The organism is Calothrix sp. PCC 7507 (genome assembly GCF_000316575.1).
Lineage (GTDB): Bacteria > Cyanobacteriota > Cyanobacteriia > Cyanobacteriales > Nostocaceae > Fortiea.
Window position 1 is genome coordinate 5,455,664 of record NC_019682.1, and the last position, 16,247, is coordinate 5,471,910.

Sequence of the window (16,247 nt, forward strand, 5' to 3'; positions counted from 1 at the left end):
ATATAGTGTGGTGTCGGTTTGTGGGATGTGAATATGCCCTTGTGACGTGGTTGCGCTAGGCTTTTTGGCGAGTAGCCCAGCGAGCAATGATACTGGTGATCAATACCATCAGTACCAGGATTAGGGACGCTGCCCAAGCTAATGATTGGAGATTTTTAAAGGGAGTAGTAGCGAAGTTATAAACTAATACAGCTAGGGAAGCTGTGGGTTTAAACAGGCTATCCGGCCAAAATGGCGAGAAGAGAGCCGTGAATAGTAGAGGTGCTGTTTCTCCAGATGCGCGAGCGATCGCCAAGGTTGAACCAGTTACAATAGCTGGTAAGGCTGCCGGTAAAACTACTTGTGTTACTGTCTGAAAGTGTGTCGCACCTAACCCAGTAGATGCTTGTCGCAAATCTTGGGATACTAACTGCAAAGCTTCATCAGCAGTACGGACAATAATTGGCAACATCAAAATTGCTAAAGCGAAACCCCCACCTACAGCCGAGTAGGAACCTAAATTGAGCTTTGTTAAGGTCAAAACCACAATCCCGTAGGCAAATACCCCAGCAATAATGGAGGGAACTCCACTGAGAATGTTAGTTGCAAATCTTACCCATCTTGCTATCTTAGCCGAACTAAATTCTGTTAAATAGATTGCTGCCAAAACACCAAATGGGACGCTAATCAAAGCAGCAATCCCTACCATCAATAAAGTTCCCAAAATAGCGTTACCAAAACCGCCGCCCTTTCTGAGTGGTGCGGGTGGTAGCTCAAAAAATACGCTGGGACTCAGACTACTAAAGCCTTGGATAATGACGTAAGAGAGTACTGCCAGTAAAGGCAACAGTACCAAGGCTCCACAGACAAACGCTAAAACCGTCATCCCTGTGTTAAACAGCGTCCTCTTAGACATGGGAGCGCGAGTCAGGCTGCTTTCTGAAAAACTAGAACTCATAATTCAACACCCAACTAAGCTAAATTCGCTTGACTCGGAGAACGATGAACTCTGCTAGCACATTGACTACAAGTGTCAAGAAAAACAGCACTAATGCAGCGTACATCAAAGCCGCAACTTGCAGACCACTAGCTTCTGAAAATTGATTTGCTAATAAAGAAGAAATTGTATTGCCTGGTGCTAAAAGAGAAAGACTCAGGTTGTTGGAGTTACCAATTAACATGGTGACAGCCATCGTTTCTCCCATTGCCCGACCTAGTGATAACATCACCGCACTAACGATGCCAGAAAAAGCAGCAGGAATCAGAACTTGAAAAATAGTTTCCCAGCGGGTTGCGCCCAGTCCTAAAGACGCTTGGCGTAAACTTGGGGGGACGGAAATCAACGCATCCCTGGATATAGCTGTGATGATGGGCAAAGTCATAACTGCTAATATCACCCCTGCCGGCAACATTCCCGGGCCAGTGGGAGGAGTACTAAAAAATGGTAAAAAACCCAAAGAACTATGGAGCCATTTACCCACGTTGGTAATGATTGGCACTAAAACGAAAATGCCCCATACGCCGTAAACAACGCTGGGGATAGCTGCTAGAAGTTCTACTAGAAATACTAATACTAACCGGACTTTTGCTGGCAAAAAATCTTCGCTTAACAAAATGGCGGTGCCAACACCAATGGGTACAGCTATGAGTAGACCAATAAAAGAACTAACTAGAGTTCCATAAACTGCAGGTAGAACTCCATAGTCGCTATTAACCGGGTTCCAGTTGGTTTTGACTAAAAAGCCAAGACCAAATGCTTGGATGGCAGGCCAAGCGCCAATAGCTACCTGTAGGGTGATCCATAATAGAATGCCTGCGATCGCCAGTGCAAAAATCTTAGTCAGCGAAATAAAGCCCTGGTCTAGGTTCTTTTCTACTCCGGAGCGATTTTTAATCGCTGATGACAGATTTTGAGGTTGTGTAGTCATGGATACTGACTTTAACGATTAAATCAGAAAGAATGTGTGAGGAAACTAAATTCGTCAAATTATCGGCTGTTTACTTAAATCTAACCTGAGACTCTGACAACGCACAGATCCCAGCGGCGAATATCCCAGAAGCACAGGCATTAAGTATTCAGGCAATCAAGTACTTTATAAATCCAGAATTTTGGCTATTTGCTAGCGCTAGTACCGCCGCCAACAGCAATCTTATAGTCTGGAGTGATTTGATCGGCAGCAGCAGCCACCTTGGTAATCACACTTTGGGGTAGAGGAACATACCCTAGTTCTTTAGCAATCTTCTGACCCTCAGTCAAAGCATATTCAATCGCGGCTTCAACTGCTTTGGCTTTTGCAGCTTCAGGATATTTCTTGTAAACCAGAAGCCAAGTGTAAGTCACAATAGGATAAGAATCTGCACCTTCTGGATCTGTAATAAAGGCTCGGAGGTCTGCGGGTAAGGTTACGGCTTCAAGAGTTTTAGCCGCTGATTCATCAGTAGCTGGAACGATTTTGCCGCTTTTGTTTTCCAAAGACGCAAACTTGAGGTTATTTTGTTTGGCGTAACCGTATTCTGTGTAACCGATTGCACCTTGAGTTTGTTGGACTTGGGCTGTCACACCTTCATTACCCTTTGCACCAACGCCCACAGGCCATTTTACACTCTTACCATCGCCAACTTTAGTCTTCCACTCTGGACTAATGGTGCTGAGGTGTTTTGTAAATACTCCGGTCGTGCCGCTACCATCAGAACGATATATAACAGTGATTGGCTGCTTAGGAAGTTTCGCATCTGGATTAGCTTTAGCAATCAGTGGGTCATCCCAAGACTTGATTTTGCCTAGCAAGATGTCGGTGTAAACTGCCCGTGGTAACTTGAGTTCTGGCACATCGGGCAAGTTATAAGCTAGAACAATACTACCAGCAGTCACGGGTAGCAAAATCACACCCTTGTCCACCTTCTTGATTTCTTCATCTTTCATGGCTACATCGCTGGCACCAAAATCCACAGTACCTTTGATGAATTGCTCTACACCAGCACCACTACCAACTGACTGATAGTTAACTTGCAAGTTCGGATATTTTTTATTCAAGTCATTGAACCAACTTGCATACAGCGGTGCGGGAAAAGAAGCTCCAGCACCAGTTAGAGTGACGTTTCCACCCAGATCCAGCTTGGCTGGGTTAGAAGCAGTAGTATCCTGAGCAGATCCAGGAGTTTCTTTAGTAGCTGTATTTTCTGGGCTTTGCTGTCCGCCACAAGCAGCTAGACTTAATGCCAGTGCTAACACTGGTATTGAAGCTGTGAGGCGATTATTTTTCATTGCACTTAGAAGTGATAGCATCGCTGTCAATCTTTAATCAATTTCCAGGTGAGCGCCTCTAAGATACCCCTAAAAGGTAAGCCTTAAGGTTAACAATGGGTTAACTAAGTTAAAAATATCGTTTTTTTTAGCTGAACTTTAAATGTCGAATCCACCATATTTTAGCTACATTTTATACTCTGTTTTGGTAAATTTGTAGCGTATTGATGTTTGCTTGTCTGTGTAAGAAAAATATATAGAACTTTTTAATAGTCTGGTTTTCTTGCTCAAGCTATAGAAAAACCATGCAAGTTCATCACAATGAGTGGTATTATTAGTGATTTAAGCTTTTTGAAAATAAATGTAGACTCGTAGCTGCTAGTCCTCAGACATAGCCAAATTTTCATCCTTGCCTTCTGGAAGCTGTGCGATCGCCCCAATAGTAGGTCAAGAAAATTCCAAAAGTACTTCAGGCAAAATAAAATACGATACTCCTTAATGTGTCAGTGCTAATTTTACTGAAATATTCAACGCATTAGTGTCTACCCTGGTTGCCGAGACTTTTCCCTATTGCCCCTTTTCTCTGATAAATGTTTGCCGCTTCCAATCAATTGTTATGGTCCATGATTGGCTTACTGCTCACAATGGGTGGCACATTCCTAGAATCCTATGGTATTAGCCTGCCTTGGAATTGGAGTAAGCAAGGAATTCAGACTTTTTCTTTAGGTGTCAGTTATCAAATTGGCGCTGTGCTTTTAGTCGGTTGCTTAGGTGGAAAAAATGCTGGTGCGCTTTCGCAGATTGCCTATTTAGTTATGGGATTAACTTTACTACCTGTATTTTCTGAGGGGGGCGGTATTGGTTACGTCAAGCTATCTCACTTTGGCTATCTGCTAGGCTTTATTCCAGGAGCTTGGATTTGTGGATTTTTAGCCTTTAAAGCTAGGCCTCGACTAGAAACTCTCGCCTTTAGTTGTATTTGTGGCTTGTTAACTGTCCACGTCTGCGGTATTACTTATTTAATTTTGAGCTATTTTTTTCAGTGGCAAGGCACAGAAAATCTGACATTAATACAAGCTATTATCAGCTACTCATGGTCTAAACTACCAGGGCAACTAGCTGTAGTCTGTGCCGTTACAGTAATAGCATATATACTACGTCACCTAATGTTTTACTAGTCAATTGTCATTCGTCCTGTGTTCTTTGTCAAAAACATACGACCAATGACCAATGACTAACGACTAATGACCAATGACTAATTTGCCATGCGCTTAAAAAATCGCCTTTTTTGGCTCACTGCCTTCATAGCTTTTTTCATCGATCAACTGACAAAATACTGGATTGTGCAAACCTTTAAATTGGGACAAACTTTACCACTCTTGCCAGAGATATTTCACCTCACCTATGTCACCAACACCGGTGCGGCTTTTAGCTTGTTAAGCGGGAAAGTAGAGTGGTTACGCTGGTTATCCTTCGGAGTAAGTTTAGTCTTGATTGGGCTAGCATTACTTGGTCCAGCATTAAGTTTTTGGGATCAGCTTGGCTATGGGTTGATTTTGGGCGGGGCTATGGGCAATGGTATTGATCGGTTTGCTTTAGGCTACGTAGTTGATTTTCTTGATTTTCGACTGATTAATTTTGCTGTATTTAATATGGCAGATTCATTTATAAGTATTGGTATTGTTTGCTTGCTAATTGCTTCCTTGCAAAAACCACCAACTTCACACCATAGGTCACGATAGATTGCAATTTTATATCGCAGCTTTGTCAATCTTTGGTATCAATCTGTTGGCAAAAAATTTGTACAATGAAGCCTGAGAGTTATTACCCCCAGGCTATTAGTAACTGAAACCTCGACTCAGTTAGACATGATTGGTTTCAGTGATTATTATTGCACAATGACTCATGGAACTAATACCGTTTCTTTGTGAAGCTGCATATAATTCACCCCCCGGCTATCGCCGTCCCCCCTTACCAAGGGGGGGACTACAGGGGGGTATTATTATGTGCATCTTTATACAAAATAGGTATCAGGTTTGTTGCATTAAATTTGAGAGGTTAATTAGTTCGTAGTCAGGACTTCAATCCTGGAATAGTTTAAGCACTAAACTACTCACTATAATTTCTCATCATTAATGAGACTGCGGGGCTGCGATATCCCCGACTTCTTTAAAGAAGTCGGGGGCATGAAAACCACGAACCTCTCACAACTTTAGGGACAGACCATTAGTGCAAAATGTCGGATTTACAAACTATCTGATCATTGATAGCAAATTTTTATCAGCACCGTACTTCAGCTTTTAATTACCTATAGTAGTTCCAGGTGCGGGAGTTGCGGGTGCTGGAGCTAAGTTGTTGGGAGCGCCAGATTCAGGTGCGGGAGTTACGGGTGCTGGAGCTAAGTTGCTGGGAGCGCCAGATTCAGGTGCGGGAGTTACGGGTGCTGGAGCTAAGTTGCTGGGAGCGCCAGATTCAGGTGCTGGGGTTATTTTGGTAGGAGAGCTAGCATCAGGCGCTGGAGTTACAGGTGCTGGAGTTAAGTTGCTAGGAGTAACAGACTCAGGCGCGGGAGTTAAATTGCTGGGAGTGCCAGCGTCAGGCGCGGGAGTTGCGGGTACTGGAGTAACTGTGGTGCTAGGAGTATTACCACCTTCAAAAGACTTGCTTTCTGGTATTGTAGTGCCACCAGAAGCGGCAGGCGAGAGAGGTGTACCACCCGGACAACGGGAATTAAGGGGGGAACGCTCACACAGCACTTTAAACCCTTCTGCCGACAGCTTGATTTCCGTTGCTGAACCTGCGGATGAGCTACTGGATTCGTCTATAGGGGATTTACTTGATTGAGCAACAGCAACATTGGTGGTTAGAGCCAAAGTTAGGGCTGCACCAAACAAGCTCAGAGATTTTCCCTTCATTCTGAATTAACCTCAACGGAACACTCGCCCCATTAAATCAGACAAAATAATTTAGAAAATCTTCCTAAATGGGGATGTATAGGTTTACTGCAAAATATGTGGATTTGTTAAAGCTATAAAAGATACATCATTTGCCTTTAATTGGTGGTTTTGAGCAATACAAAAGCAAATGCGCTGTTTTTTGTTCGTAAAGCTAGTGATAGTAAATAAAATCGGCATTTGAAAACAGAGAGAAGAATGTTGTCTATGTAAATAAATGATCAAGATTAACAGCGTAAATTAGCTGACTAGATATTGTCTTGGTGTAAGATTGACTCGTAAATAATTCCGTATAGCTAATTTATGATTTGGCTTACGAGTAAAATGATTGAAGACCAGCATCAAGATTTTAAATCCCTGCATTTTTTACTCATAAACGTGATGTGAATAGCCGATGAGTTCCCCGCAACCCCCTCAAAAGCCACAAACTTTACTTGGTCAACTGACTCAAGCAGTACATACAATCCAAGCTAGGGTTGATTTTTCCAAACTGGCGCTCAAACCTAATGCCAAAGTACCAGAACTTTGGGTGCAGGATGCGGGGGCGGATAAGGCGGAGATATATCCGCTGTTGGGCGATCGCTATATGCTAGGTCGTAGTTCTAAATCCTGCGATATAGTCGTCCGCAACCCAGTAGTTAGCCAAATTCATTTGTCACTATCACGGGATTCTACACAACGCACCCCCGTTTTCGTGATTAAAGATGAAAACTCCACTAATGGCATTTATCGTGGCAAGCGACGAGTTTCTTCCCTAGAATTGCGTCACGGTGATATCCTCACTCTCGGACCACCAGAACTTGCTGCTTCTGTGCGACTGCAATATGTTGATCCGCCTGAATGGTATGTCAAAACAGCAACTTGGGCTGCTTATGGCGTTGGTGGTGTCAGCGCCCTGGTATCGTTAGTCATTGGTGTAGAATGGCTGAAGTTTTCTGCCAACCTTGTACCTCCCACTAATCGCGCCCCAGTTATAGTTTACGCCCGTGATGGACAAACTCCCCTACGTGAGCCTCGTACCACCTCTCACGTAGACATGAAACGGTTAGAAGATTTTGGCCCCTATTTGCCTGTGGCGGTGGTAGCGTCAGAAGATAGTCGCTATTATTGGCACTTTGGGGTTGACCCATTGGGGATTTTACGAGCTGTATTAATTAATAGCCGTAGTGGGGATGTACAGCAAGGCGCTAGTACAGTCACCCAGCAAGTCGCCCGGAGTTTGTTCCGCGATTATGTAGGGAGACAAGACTCCCTGGGGCGGAAATTACGAGAGGCGGTTGTTGCTTTAAAACTAGAAACGTTTCACAGCAAAGATGAAATTTTGCTGGCATACTTGAATCGGGTGTTTTTGGGGGCTGATACCTCTGGGTTTGAAGATGCATCCCAGTATTATTTTGGCAAATCGGCTAAAGAATTGACTTTAGCGGAAGCAGCGACTTTGGTGGGGATTTTGCCTGGGCCAAACGCTTTTGATTTTTGTGGGAATGGGCCGAATAAGCTCCAAGCAGCAGAATACCGCAATCGTGTAATTAAGCGGATGCTGGAGATGGGCAAAATCAAAGTAGAGGAAGCAAACCGCGCCAGACGTTCAATAGTCCAAGTCACCCCCAAAGTCTGCGAACAGCAAGCCAAAACGCTGAGTCCTTATTTTTACAGCTACGTTTTTCAAGAACTCGAAGCAAGATTGGGAGAAGGGGCGGCCAAAGAAGGCAACTATATTATTGAAACCCAGCTAGATCCCAAGATGCAAGCACAAGCAGAATCAGCTTTGCAGAATTCAGTCAAAAATTCTGGTGCTAGTTTTGGTTTTTCTCAAGGGGCGATCGTTACCTTAGATTCCAGTACTGGCGCTATCCTGGCAATGGTGGGTGGAACCGACTATAAAACAAGTCAGTTCAATCGTGCTGTTCAAGCCAAAAGACAACCAGGTTCTACCTTTAAAATCTTTGCTTACACCGCTGCAATACAGCAAGGGATTTCGGCATCGAAGAGTTATTCTTGCGCTCCTTTAACTTGGCAAGGCTTTACTTACAAACCCTGTCGTGCTGGCGCTGACACTAGTTTTGACATCGCTACCGGACTGGCTCTTTCAGAAAACCCGATCGCACTGCGGGTAGCTAAAGAAATTGGGCTGGATAAGGTTGTCGCTATGGCAGAGCGTTTAGGGGTAAAATCACCACTCGATCCGGTTCCGGGCTTGGTATTAGGTCAAAGTGTAGTAGATGTTTTAGAAATGACCGGTGCTTTCGGCGCCATTGGTAATCGCGGTGTCTGGAATCGTCCCCACGCAATTACGCGGATTTTAGACAGCAGCTCTTGCAGCGATCCCAAAGATACTAAAACCTGCCGTGTTATCTACTCCTTTGACCAAGACAAAGACGCCAACAAGCGTGTACTGCCTAATGGAGTAGCCGAAGAAATGACAAGTTTGATGCGTGGGGTGGTATCCAGGGGTACTGGGCGCAGTGCTGCCATTGGACTAGGGGAAGCCGGTAAAACTGGTACAACCAATAACAACGTTGACTTATGGTTCATTGGTTTTATTCCCAATCGGCGACTTGTCACTGGTGTTTGGCTAGGAAATGACAATAATTCCCCAACATCGGGTAGCAGCGCTCAAGCCGCTCAACTGTGGGGAAATTATATGGGTAGAATTACCAGATGATTAGTCAGTTATCAGTTACTTGTACTGAGCGGAGTCGAAGTATCAGTAATCAGTTATCAGTGATTTGTACTGGACAAAGTTAAAGTATCAATTCGTTCACTGTTCACTGTTCACCGATTACCGATATCCCTGCCAGGGTAAGACTTCTAATTTGCCACTAGGCTGAAACACAACCTGGAAATGAGCAAGAGGTTCTTTACTGTTGGGAGCCACTAAATTTGAGCCGTAAACTGCTTGTAACATCTTAGGAAGGGGCGTTTCCTTTTGATAGTCAACGGCAATTTGGTTAAGTGGTTCATAGTCGGAGATGGAACCATCTTTGTTGACAGCTACTCGATATCTCAATTCTCGTTCAAAGCTGGGTGTGCCTCCCCAATTTTGACGAACTGTGCTGTAGAGCTTTTGGTTTAAACTCTTAACCGTTTTTGGCTCAGTGATTTTTGCCCCAACTACATCTGGAATTCTCGTATATCCACGCCAGGGACTCACTTCCGGCACACCGCTACTAGTAAAAACTACTCTAAATTGGGCAATTGGTTCATTGGTAACGGAACTACGGTTAGCAGGATTATAGAGTAGGTTAGGCAAAGGAGTTTTATTCACTTCCTCATTTGCCTTTTGATTCACCGCTTTGTAACCGACGATCGCCCCATCCATCCCCACACCCACACGATAGACCAAATCTTCTTTCAATCCGGCGCGATTAGTCCAGGCTGGATTAATTTGGTTATAAAGTTGGCGATTCAAAGCCCGCAGTTGAGATGCATCGGTAATTTCGGGAACTGTATTTAAAAGTGCTTCTAAATCTTTAACAACTGGTGTGGAAGTTGGTGTTGGTGTAGGAGTTACCGAGGCTATGGGTGTTGGTGTTAACGAGGCTGTAGGCGTAGGAGTTGGTGCGGTAGACTGAGTAGCAACAGGAGTAGCGCTAGGTGTTGCAGAGCTAGATTGTTCCTGCGGTTTTGGCTCTGGTGGACGTACTTGAGGCGCTGGAATTAAGCTAAAAGCGAGTGCTGCCACTGCTACACTTGAGACGCCGATACCCGCAGGTATTACCTGTTTATACACCGCTTGACTAGCAATACCACTGCGTCTAGCAACAGGTTGTAATTCTAATGACAACTCTGGTAAGGTTTGGGTATCAGCAAAAAACTGATCCACCGCTTCCACTAGATCAAACAGCTGCACAGTATTTAAGTCTATTTGAACTGGTGATTTTGTATATTTAGAATTAGCATCAAAGGTTTCTGCGTCAGCTTCTGAATGCACAACTAACCTATGTCTGTTGCTATCTATTTTCTGCAACTCCACCAGTTCTGAGTCATGGCTGTGTGCTTGTGGGTTCGGTACGCTACTTAAAAATTCTTGGGCATAGGCGCTAACTGCCCTCACCAAACTTTCAAAAAATTCCCGCCCTCCCACTAATGGCTGATCATGGCTAGACAAATAGCATTCTGCATTTACCAAAATTGACAGTTCCGGGCGCATCTCCTGAAAGTGTACAGCCCTGCTGGCATCGCTTAAGCCTTCTAAGAGCAACGTACAATTAGGTAGACTATACTTTCGTTGGATATTCATTCTACTTCACCGTCAAAAAGACTGATCCAAAACCGCTGCATTCCAGCCGTGCCAGTACAGAATAATAATTGGCCTAACAGATTTATAGCTAGTTCATCTAATTTTTCATCAGAATTTAATGCCAGAACACCGGAACGTCGGGCACTCATTCTACTGCGAAAATGGGTTTTAAATCGCTCTAGGTAATTAGATAGGCGCAAATTCTGCTCTAGTGGAATTTGCTTTTCATACATTTGTTGATAAATCATCAGCAATTGGCGGATGACGACTGTTAAACGCCTTGCTATGTAACTGGCAATCACAACCAAAGCTTTTGCTTCCATGATACTTAAAGGGCGGCGCATATGCGCTCGTCGCAGCGGGTTAGAGCTACGCATTCGCCATAAATTCACCCTGTCTTTAATAATTACTTTCAATTCTAATTCTTCAGCAAATGTCAGAATAGCTTCAGAACCACCGAGTTCTAAAGCTTCAATTGCCAGTAAAATTAGATCAATTTGCAACCGGGTTCTCCGGGGACATCCCTGTCCCTCAACCACCGGATCTGGTAAAGTGTCCAGAATCATCGGCAATGACTGGGGGGTTGGACTGTTGAACGGCGTTAAACTCGCGGAAACATTCATTCTATAAAATACCTTGTGCGCTTCCAACAGACTAGTACCGCTACCCTTTGGGAACCCCTTCGGGAAACGCGGAATTCAAAACTTAAAATTCAAAAAGCTTGCTTGATCAGCTTTCCAGTAATTTTAAATGGTTGAGCTATTTACTTACTCCGTACTGTACTAGGTAAAACTAATTTAAGATAGGTAGCCAAATAAGAACATGACACTTGTGGCAGTAATCGTACTGCCTGATATATATACATTACTTACATGTTCTACTCAAAGGTTCCCGTATACTGAAATCTAAGTTTTTAAGACATAAGCCCATTTCCCTGATTTTGGTAGTGCAATCTTATCTTTAGCTTGGGTTAGATTCTAATTATCGTCAATGGATGGCGAAACATAGACTACGATCCCCAGCGTATGACATTATAGTGTACGATTTTTCAGGTATGTGGAATTGGGGACTGGGAACTAGGGGCTAGGGAGGAATGGTAGTTAATTATTTCCTAACACCCAATTCTCCGGACCTAATCCCTAGTAACCGAACACCAATCCCTAAGACTAATTTTATGGATTTAAAGTCTCTAATTCGTGACATCCCAGATTTCCCTAAACCCGGAATTTTATTTCGGGATATCACTACACTACTACGCGATCCAGATGGATTACGTTACACGATTGACTTTTTTTCTCAAAAATGCATTGACAACGGATTGAGAGCAGATTACGTTGTGGGTATGGAGTCGAGGGGGTTCATTTTTGGCGCTCCCTTAGCTTATAAATTAGGCGCGGGTTTTATCCCCGCACGCAAAAAAGGTAAGTTACCAGGGGCAGTTCACTCGATTGAATATGAACTAGAGTATGGTACTGACTCCTTGGAAGTGCATCAGGATGCCTTACACCCAGGTAGCAAAGTTTTGATTGTGGATGATCTGATTGCTACTGGTGGAACAGCAAGTGCTACAGCCAAATTGGTGCAGAAGATCGGCTGCGAACTAGTGGGTTTTGGGTTTATTATCGAGCTACGGGATTTACAAGGGCGTAAACATCTGCCAGATGTGCCGATTATTTCTCTGATTGAATATTAGTCAAGAGTCCAAAGTTCAAAGTCCAACATAATTAGGTTATTGACTCTTGACGGTTCGACTACGCTCACCGTCAACTCTTGACCCTTGAATAAACTACATATGACTGCGACAAAAATTTCCTGGGAGACATTTTGGGACTGGCTGATTAGGCTGGTGACGAGCGAAACTTTTATTTATGTATTAAAGCGGCTATTGCAGGCGCTGTTCACTTTGTTGTTGGCATCAGCGCTGTCGTTTTTAATTATTCAACTGGCTCCAGGGGATTATGTAGACACGCTACGATCGCAAAACCAGAAACTTTCTCCAGCAAGGCTGGCGGAAATCAAGAAACAGTTTGGTTTGGATAAGTCTTGGACAGAACAGTTTGTGCTGTGGCTGTGGCGAATTTTCACTAAAGGAGATTTTGGCACAAGTTTTGTTTACCAGCGTTCGGTAGCGTCGCTGTTATGGGAACGGATACCGGCGACTTTGCTGTTGGCGATCGCTTCTTTAATTGCGACATGGGCGATCGCTATTCCTTTAGGTATCTTCGCTGCTGTCAAACAAAATCAGCTAGCTGACCGCATTTTGCAGGTGATTAGCTATGCTGGACAAGGGTTTCCCAGCTTCATCACCGCTCTAGCCCTGCTAGTCTTTGCTCAAATTACCTCACCTCTGTTCCCGGTGGGTAGCATGACTAGCATTAATCACTCAGAATTGTCGTGGTTTGGTAAATTCCTAGATGTCGGTTGGCACATGATTTTACCCACTATTGCACTCTCAATTACGAGTTTCGCTGGCTTACAACGCATCACTCGCGGCGAATTATTAGATGTTCTACGCCAAGATTACATCCAAACAGCTCGCGCTAAAGGATTACCAGAAAACCGCGTCATCTATGTTCATGCTCTCCGCAACGCTATAAATCCCTTAATTACTTTATTGGGTTTTGAGCTAGCTGGTTTGTTAAACGGTGCGTTTATTGCTGAACAATTTTTCAACTGGCCTGGTTTAGGAAGATTGACATTACAAGCTCTACAAGCTCAAGATTTGTATTTATTAATGGCCAGCTTAGTTATGGGTGCCGTGTTGTTAATTATCGGCAATTTAATCGCTGATTTATTGCTGAAAGCCGCTGATCCACGCATTCGTATAGAAAATTTGAATTAGTCATTTGTTATTTGTCATTTGTCATTTGTTCTTAGTCCTCCCCAATCCCCATTTCCCATTTCCCCCAAATGCTGTCTGAAGTTTATTACCTGTTGCGCTCAAAATCTGATGGTCGTTATCTCACAGCTCGTCCTAATGCTGAAGCATCCGGCTATCTATTATTGTTTCCGGAAGACTTTGATGCGATGAGTTATCTTAATACCCACGCTGCAGAAGTCGCGCATCGTTTTGCAGTGGAATCTATTTCTGGTACACAGGTAGTAAGTTTATTGAAACGCTGGGGTTTTAGTGGTGTAGGAATTGTGACTGATCCTTTGTTACCCAAGGTTAATTTTTTGCAACCCAGTTAATATTGCCGCATTTCTTAATCGGGTAACCACTCAGTATCCAGTAATTGCTCCAGGGAATAGGGACATTCTGGGGGAAAACTGACAGAATTTTGACTTTTAATTTTCACGAATCCTAACGCATCTTTATAGATAGAATTCAATTCTGACTCTAAATAGTTACGCAGGTTGCTAGTAATTCTTCTTCTCAATTGAGTTCTAAAAGTATATATTTCTCCTTGCCAGTGAACTGTATTATATTCTGATTCACTTGTCCAATATTGTAGTAATAATAAATGACGAATTATTTGCTCTAAAAGGCTGGAAACAGTATTTTTCTTTTCCCTTCCCAAATCCTCTAACTCCTCAATTAGATTCTCTATATCTAGCTCTTGAAATTGCCGATTTTTAATCAAGTTAACTGTTTCATCTAGCCATTGAGAATCATCAAGTTCGTAGAGATTTTTTAAATTAGTAAGATTCATCATAAATCGTACCTGAAAATCAAGGCATGGGAGAATTACAAATTTAAGCTGTAGGTACTGGAATAGAAACGTAGCTGCTTCATTAGTTCAGACATTGGGCCTACTAAATTAATTGTACAAGGAAGCGATCGCTCCTCCAATTGTCTGATACTGGCGTTAACGTCAGTTTACTAGGCAGGTTTCCCCGCCCCTGCATACCTTCCTTACCCATAGGCGACAAGACTGAACTTACCGCGTGGCTCACTGACTTAATTTTGCTCTGATGTTGGCTCTGGAGATTTATCTGACTCTTTCTTCTCTGGCTGTGGCTCATTTCCTTGTTGCACTTGCTGGAGATGAATATTATTTACTTGCACAACAAAATATTCTAGTGCTTGGCTAACCTTTTGTTGCTGTTGGATTTCATCAGACACATCATAGACACGATAAGGCGGAGTTACCCCCAAAATAAATTTTTCTTGTTCAGCTTCTAACAATTCAACAGCGGTGTTAGCGGCTACCCAATTCTTTTGAAAAGGAAAGGAAGTGACTATACTGGCGACTATAGAAGCCAATGCTGGACAAATTACGGGAAGCCATTTGAGCCAAGCTTGTCCTGCTTCTAATTTATCTACCAAAACTAAAATTGGTGTAACACCCGATAAGACAACAGTTGAAATTTGCAAAACATAGTAGAGATTCCTCGATACATCACGAGTTTTTTTATAGTCGTTAACTAAGTCTTGAGAATACTGTAAAGCCTTACTTCTCGCAGGTGTGAGTGTATTTTTACCTGAGGAGTTATTGTTGTTCAATAGATAACTAAAAAGTTCCGCTTTTTTGTTGAGTTCAGATTGGTTGACGGCATTTTGGGAATCCTGAAATGCTGTTCTGTTGATGAGAAACAAAAAAACTGCGATGATTAGAGAAATTGCTGCACCAACTACAGCTTGTTGATTATCCGGATACACAATAATCACAATACCAGAAGAGAAAAAAGCTGCGAGTAATAAATACTCAAACAGCTTCAAGGTAAACAAAGTTTTTTGTCCTGATGCCAAGAAGGAACTATCAGCGAGTGTTTCCCTCTGATTCTTCTGGTCAAAATTAGTTAATTCCGAAGTAGTCATTGCTTAGTACTCAATTTATCATCATGTAAAGGGTAGCATTAAGTACTTACACTTGACATGATTTTGTGTGTACTAAGTATATTTTTTATTAATTTGTAATAAATGATGCTGACTGAATATCTCTTAATTGAGCAGAGTAGAACTTGCTAGCTCTGCATATATTGCAAAAATCAAATACTAGCTTTATGGCGCTTTGGAATACGGGCTTTGCTGGATACTTTTATTTTACTGGTGTGCATTGCCAAAACTGCGAGTTTAAATTAGAACAGCGCAAATGTTGATAGGGAGATGTCTAATGATGATTAATTAAACAGGCGAGCGATGTCTACGACGGGCTACGCCTACGAACAAGTAAATCCAGGTAATAATGGTGATGTCAATTCTCTAATGATGATTAATTAAACAAGCGAGCGATGTCTACGACGGGCTACGCCTACGCACAACTAAATCCAGGCAATAATGGTGATGTCAATTCATCATCCTGGAACAACGTCGCAGCTAATTTTAAACTTCCTTGTTCCCGTCGATACACTTCTACTTGTGGTTGTCGCCAATCTACTATCCAGTATTCTCTGACACCCCGTGATGAGTAGAGCTTAAGTTTAAATTCTCTGTCCCGCTTTTCATTTTCAATCCCGGCAGATAGCACCTCTACTACCAGTTCTGGCGCTGCAGTCAAATGCCCTGCTGCGTCTAAAAGTAGGGCTAATCTTTCATTGCTAGCCCACACAATATCAGGAATTACATTATCATTATCGCCAAAAATTATGCCTGGAGAAGTGACAACTTCTCCTAAACCAGTGGTGTGTGACCAGGTATCTAGAGGAGTGCTAATTCTGACACAAGTTTTTTGATGATTCCAGTGAGGCGCTCTCGTCACAAACAATTCTCCGTCGATAATTTCATAGCGGTTCCCGTTATCTGGAAACCATTCTAAATCGGCGGTAGTCCAGCGCACTCTCTCAGTTGTTGGCTGATTCATAAAACATCTTGGTTGGGGACTTACTCAACATTTATCAGTTATCAGTTGCCAGAGTCCCCCAGGTAATGATTACTGTTCGCTGA

Annotated in this window: 15 protein-coding genes; 6 read left to right on the top strand and 9 right to left on the bottom strand. The window is 43.0% G+C overall.

What is annotated here, in order from left to right:
- Positions 1–55: 55 nt before the first annotated feature.
- The 3 genes from pstA to pstS all read right to left on the bottom strand — a co-directional run bounded on the left by pstA (position 56) and on the right by pstS (position 3,265).
- Entirely contained in the window at positions 56–937 is an 882-nt protein-coding gene (gene pstA, locus CAL7507_RS23320) for a phosphate ABC transporter permease PstA (RefSeq protein ID WP_015130948.1), read from the bottom strand.
- 19 nt (positions 938–956) lie between these two features.
- Positions 957–1,907, bottom strand: coding sequence for a phosphate ABC transporter permease subunit PstC (gene pstC / locus CAL7507_RS23325; protein ID WP_015130949.1), 951 nt, complete (start codon positions 1,905–1,907; stop codon positions 957–959).
- 185 nt (positions 1,908–2,092) lie between these two features.
- Positions 2,093–3,265: a phosphate ABC transporter substrate-binding protein PstS gene (gene pstS, locus CAL7507_RS23330; RefSeq protein ID WP_042341508.1), complete on the bottom strand. Its 1,173-nt coding sequence runs from the start codon at positions 3,263–3,265 to the stop codon at positions 2,093–2,095.
- A gap of 548 nt (positions 3,266–3,813) precedes the next feature.
- On the opposite strand from pstS, the gene CAL7507_RS23335 reads away from it, so the two are divergent.
- Together CAL7507_RS23335 and lspA are read left to right on the top strand one after the other, a co-directional pair.
- Complete coding sequence (locus CAL7507_RS23335) at positions 3,814–4,401, top strand: biotin transporter BioY (RefSeq protein WP_015130951.1); 588 nt, start codon at positions 3,814–3,816, stop codon at positions 4,399–4,401.
- 87 nt (positions 4,402–4,488) lie between these two features.
- A complete protein-coding gene (gene lspA / locus CAL7507_RS23340) occupies positions 4,489–4,965 on the top strand; it encodes a signal peptidase II (protein WP_015130952.1) in 477 nt (158 codons plus the stop codon).
- A gap of 558 nt (positions 4,966–5,523) precedes the next feature.
- Here lspA and CAL7507_RS23345 read toward each other — a convergent pair.
- A complete protein-coding gene (locus CAL7507_RS23345; protein WP_015130953.1) occupies positions 5,524–6,138 on the bottom strand; it encodes a hypothetical protein in 615 nt (204 codons plus the stop codon).
- A 433-nt stretch (positions 6,139–6,571) separates the two neighbouring features.
- Between CAL7507_RS23345 and CAL7507_RS23350 the strand changes: the two genes are divergently transcribed.
- Positions 6,572–8,842 (top strand): transglycosylase domain-containing protein, encoded by a 2,271-nt coding sequence (locus CAL7507_RS23350; RefSeq protein WP_015130954.1) that lies wholly within the window; start codon positions 6,572–6,574, stop codon positions 8,840–8,842.
- 117 nt (positions 8,843–8,959) lie between these two features.
- Here CAL7507_RS23350 and CAL7507_RS23355 read toward each other — a convergent pair whose 3' ends face one another.
- Together CAL7507_RS23355 and CAL7507_RS23360 are read right to left on the bottom strand one after the other, a co-directional pair.
- Positions 8,960–10,420 carry a DUF4335 domain-containing protein gene (locus CAL7507_RS23355; protein WP_015130955.1) on the bottom strand — a complete coding sequence of 487 codons (1,461 nt, stop codon included), beginning with the start codon at positions 10,418–10,420 and terminating at the stop codon, positions 8,960–8,962.
- Positions 10,417–11,043, bottom strand: a complete 627-nt coding sequence (locus CAL7507_RS23360) for a DUF3038 domain-containing protein (RefSeq protein WP_015130956.1) — start codon at positions 11,041–11,043, stop codon at positions 10,417–10,419. The genes CAL7507_RS23355 and CAL7507_RS23360 overlap by 4 nt, the downstream gene beginning before the upstream one ends.
- A gap of 551 nt (positions 11,044–11,594) precedes the next feature.
- Here CAL7507_RS23360 and CAL7507_RS23365 point away from each other — a divergent pair.
- The 3 genes from CAL7507_RS23365 (at position 11,595) to CAL7507_RS23375 (ending at position 13,612) form a co-directional block, all read left to right on the top strand.
- Positions 11,595–12,113, top strand: coding sequence for an adenine phosphoribosyltransferase (locus CAL7507_RS23365; protein ID WP_042341511.1), 519 nt, complete (start codon positions 11,595–11,597; stop codon positions 12,111–12,113).
- Positions 12,114–12,212: 99 nt separating this feature from the next.
- Positions 12,213–13,262, top strand: a complete 1,050-nt coding sequence (locus CAL7507_RS23370) for an ABC transporter permease (protein WP_015130958.1) — start codon at positions 12,213–12,215, stop codon at positions 13,260–13,262.
- Between the two features lie 68 nt (positions 13,263–13,330).
- Positions 13,331–13,612: a hypothetical protein gene (locus CAL7507_RS23375; protein WP_015130959.1), complete on the top strand. Its 282-nt coding sequence runs from the start codon at positions 13,331–13,333 to the stop codon at positions 13,610–13,612.
- A 14-nt stretch (positions 13,613–13,626) separates the two neighbouring features.
- On the opposite strand, the gene CAL7507_RS23380 is transcribed toward CAL7507_RS23375, so the two are convergent.
- From CAL7507_RS23380 to CAL7507_RS23390, 3 genes are all read right to left on the bottom strand, one after another.
- Positions 13,627–14,076 carry a DUF29 domain-containing protein gene (locus CAL7507_RS23380; protein ID WP_015130960.1) on the bottom strand — a complete coding sequence of 150 codons (450 nt, stop codon included), beginning with the start codon at positions 14,074–14,076 and terminating at the stop codon, positions 13,627–13,629.
- A gap of 245 nt (positions 14,077–14,321) precedes the next feature.
- A complete protein-coding gene (locus CAL7507_RS23385; protein ID WP_015130961.1) occupies positions 14,322–15,182 on the bottom strand; it encodes a DUF4231 domain-containing protein in 861 nt (286 codons plus the stop codon).
- A gap of 433 nt (positions 15,183–15,615) precedes the next feature.
- The gene (locus CAL7507_RS23390; protein WP_015130962.1) at positions 15,616–16,164 is read right to left on the bottom strand and encodes a Uma2 family endonuclease; all 549 of its coding nucleotides are present in this window, start codon (positions 16,162–16,164) and stop codon (positions 15,616–15,618) included.
- Positions 16,165–16,247: the final 83 nt, after the last annotated feature.

Excerpts from the sequence above, each read along its gene's own strand:
- pstA (WP_015130948.1), bottom strand. The coding sequence starts at position 937 with ATGAGTTCTAGTTTTTCAGAAAGCAGCCTGACTCGCGCTCCCATGTCT.
- pstC (WP_015130949.1), bottom strand. The coding sequence starts at position 1,907 with ATGACTACACAACCTCAAAATCTGTCATCAGCGATTAAAAATCGCTCC.
- pstS (WP_042341508.1), bottom strand. The coding sequence starts at position 3,265 with ATGCTATCACTTCTAAGTGCAATGAAAAATAATCGCCTCACAGCTTCA.
- CAL7507_RS23335 (WP_015130951.1), top strand. The coding sequence starts at position 3,814 with ATGTTTGCCGCTTCCAATCAATTGTTATGGTCCATGATTGGCTTACTG.
- lspA (WP_015130952.1), top strand. The coding sequence starts at position 4,489 with ATGCGCTTAAAAAATCGCCTTTTTTGGCTCACTGCCTTCATAGCTTTT.
- CAL7507_RS23345 (WP_015130953.1), bottom strand. The coding sequence starts at position 6,138 with ATGAAGGGAAAATCTCTGAGCTTGTTTGGTGCAGCCCTAACTTTGGCT.
- CAL7507_RS23350 (WP_015130954.1), top strand. The coding sequence starts at position 6,572 with ATGAGTTCCCCGCAACCCCCTCAAAAGCCACAAACTTTACTTGGTCAA.
- CAL7507_RS23355 (WP_015130955.1), bottom strand. The coding sequence starts at position 10,420 with ATGAATATCCAACGAAAGTATAGTCTACCTAATTGTACGTTGCTCTTA.
- CAL7507_RS23360 (WP_015130956.1), bottom strand. The coding sequence starts at position 11,043 with ATGAATGTTTCCGCGAGTTTAACGCCGTTCAACAGTCCAACCCCCCAG.
- CAL7507_RS23365 (WP_042341511.1), top strand. The coding sequence starts at position 11,595 with ATGGATTTAAAGTCTCTAATTCGTGACATCCCAGATTTCCCTAAACCC.
- CAL7507_RS23370 (WP_015130958.1), top strand. The coding sequence starts at position 12,213 with ATGACTGCGACAAAAATTTCCTGGGAGACATTTTGGGACTGGCTGATT.
- CAL7507_RS23375 (WP_015130959.1), top strand. The coding sequence starts at position 13,331 with ATGCTGTCTGAAGTTTATTACCTGTTGCGCTCAAAATCTGATGGTCGT.
- CAL7507_RS23380 (WP_015130960.1), bottom strand. The coding sequence starts at position 14,076 with ATGATGAATCTTACTAATTTAAAAAATCTCTACGAACTTGATGATTCT.
- CAL7507_RS23385 (WP_015130961.1), bottom strand. The coding sequence starts at position 15,182 with ATGACTACTTCGGAATTAACTAATTTTGACCAGAAGAATCAGAGGGAA.
- CAL7507_RS23390 (WP_015130962.1), bottom strand. The coding sequence starts at position 16,164 with ATGAATCAGCCAACAACTGAGAGAGTGCGCTGGACTACCGCCGATTTA.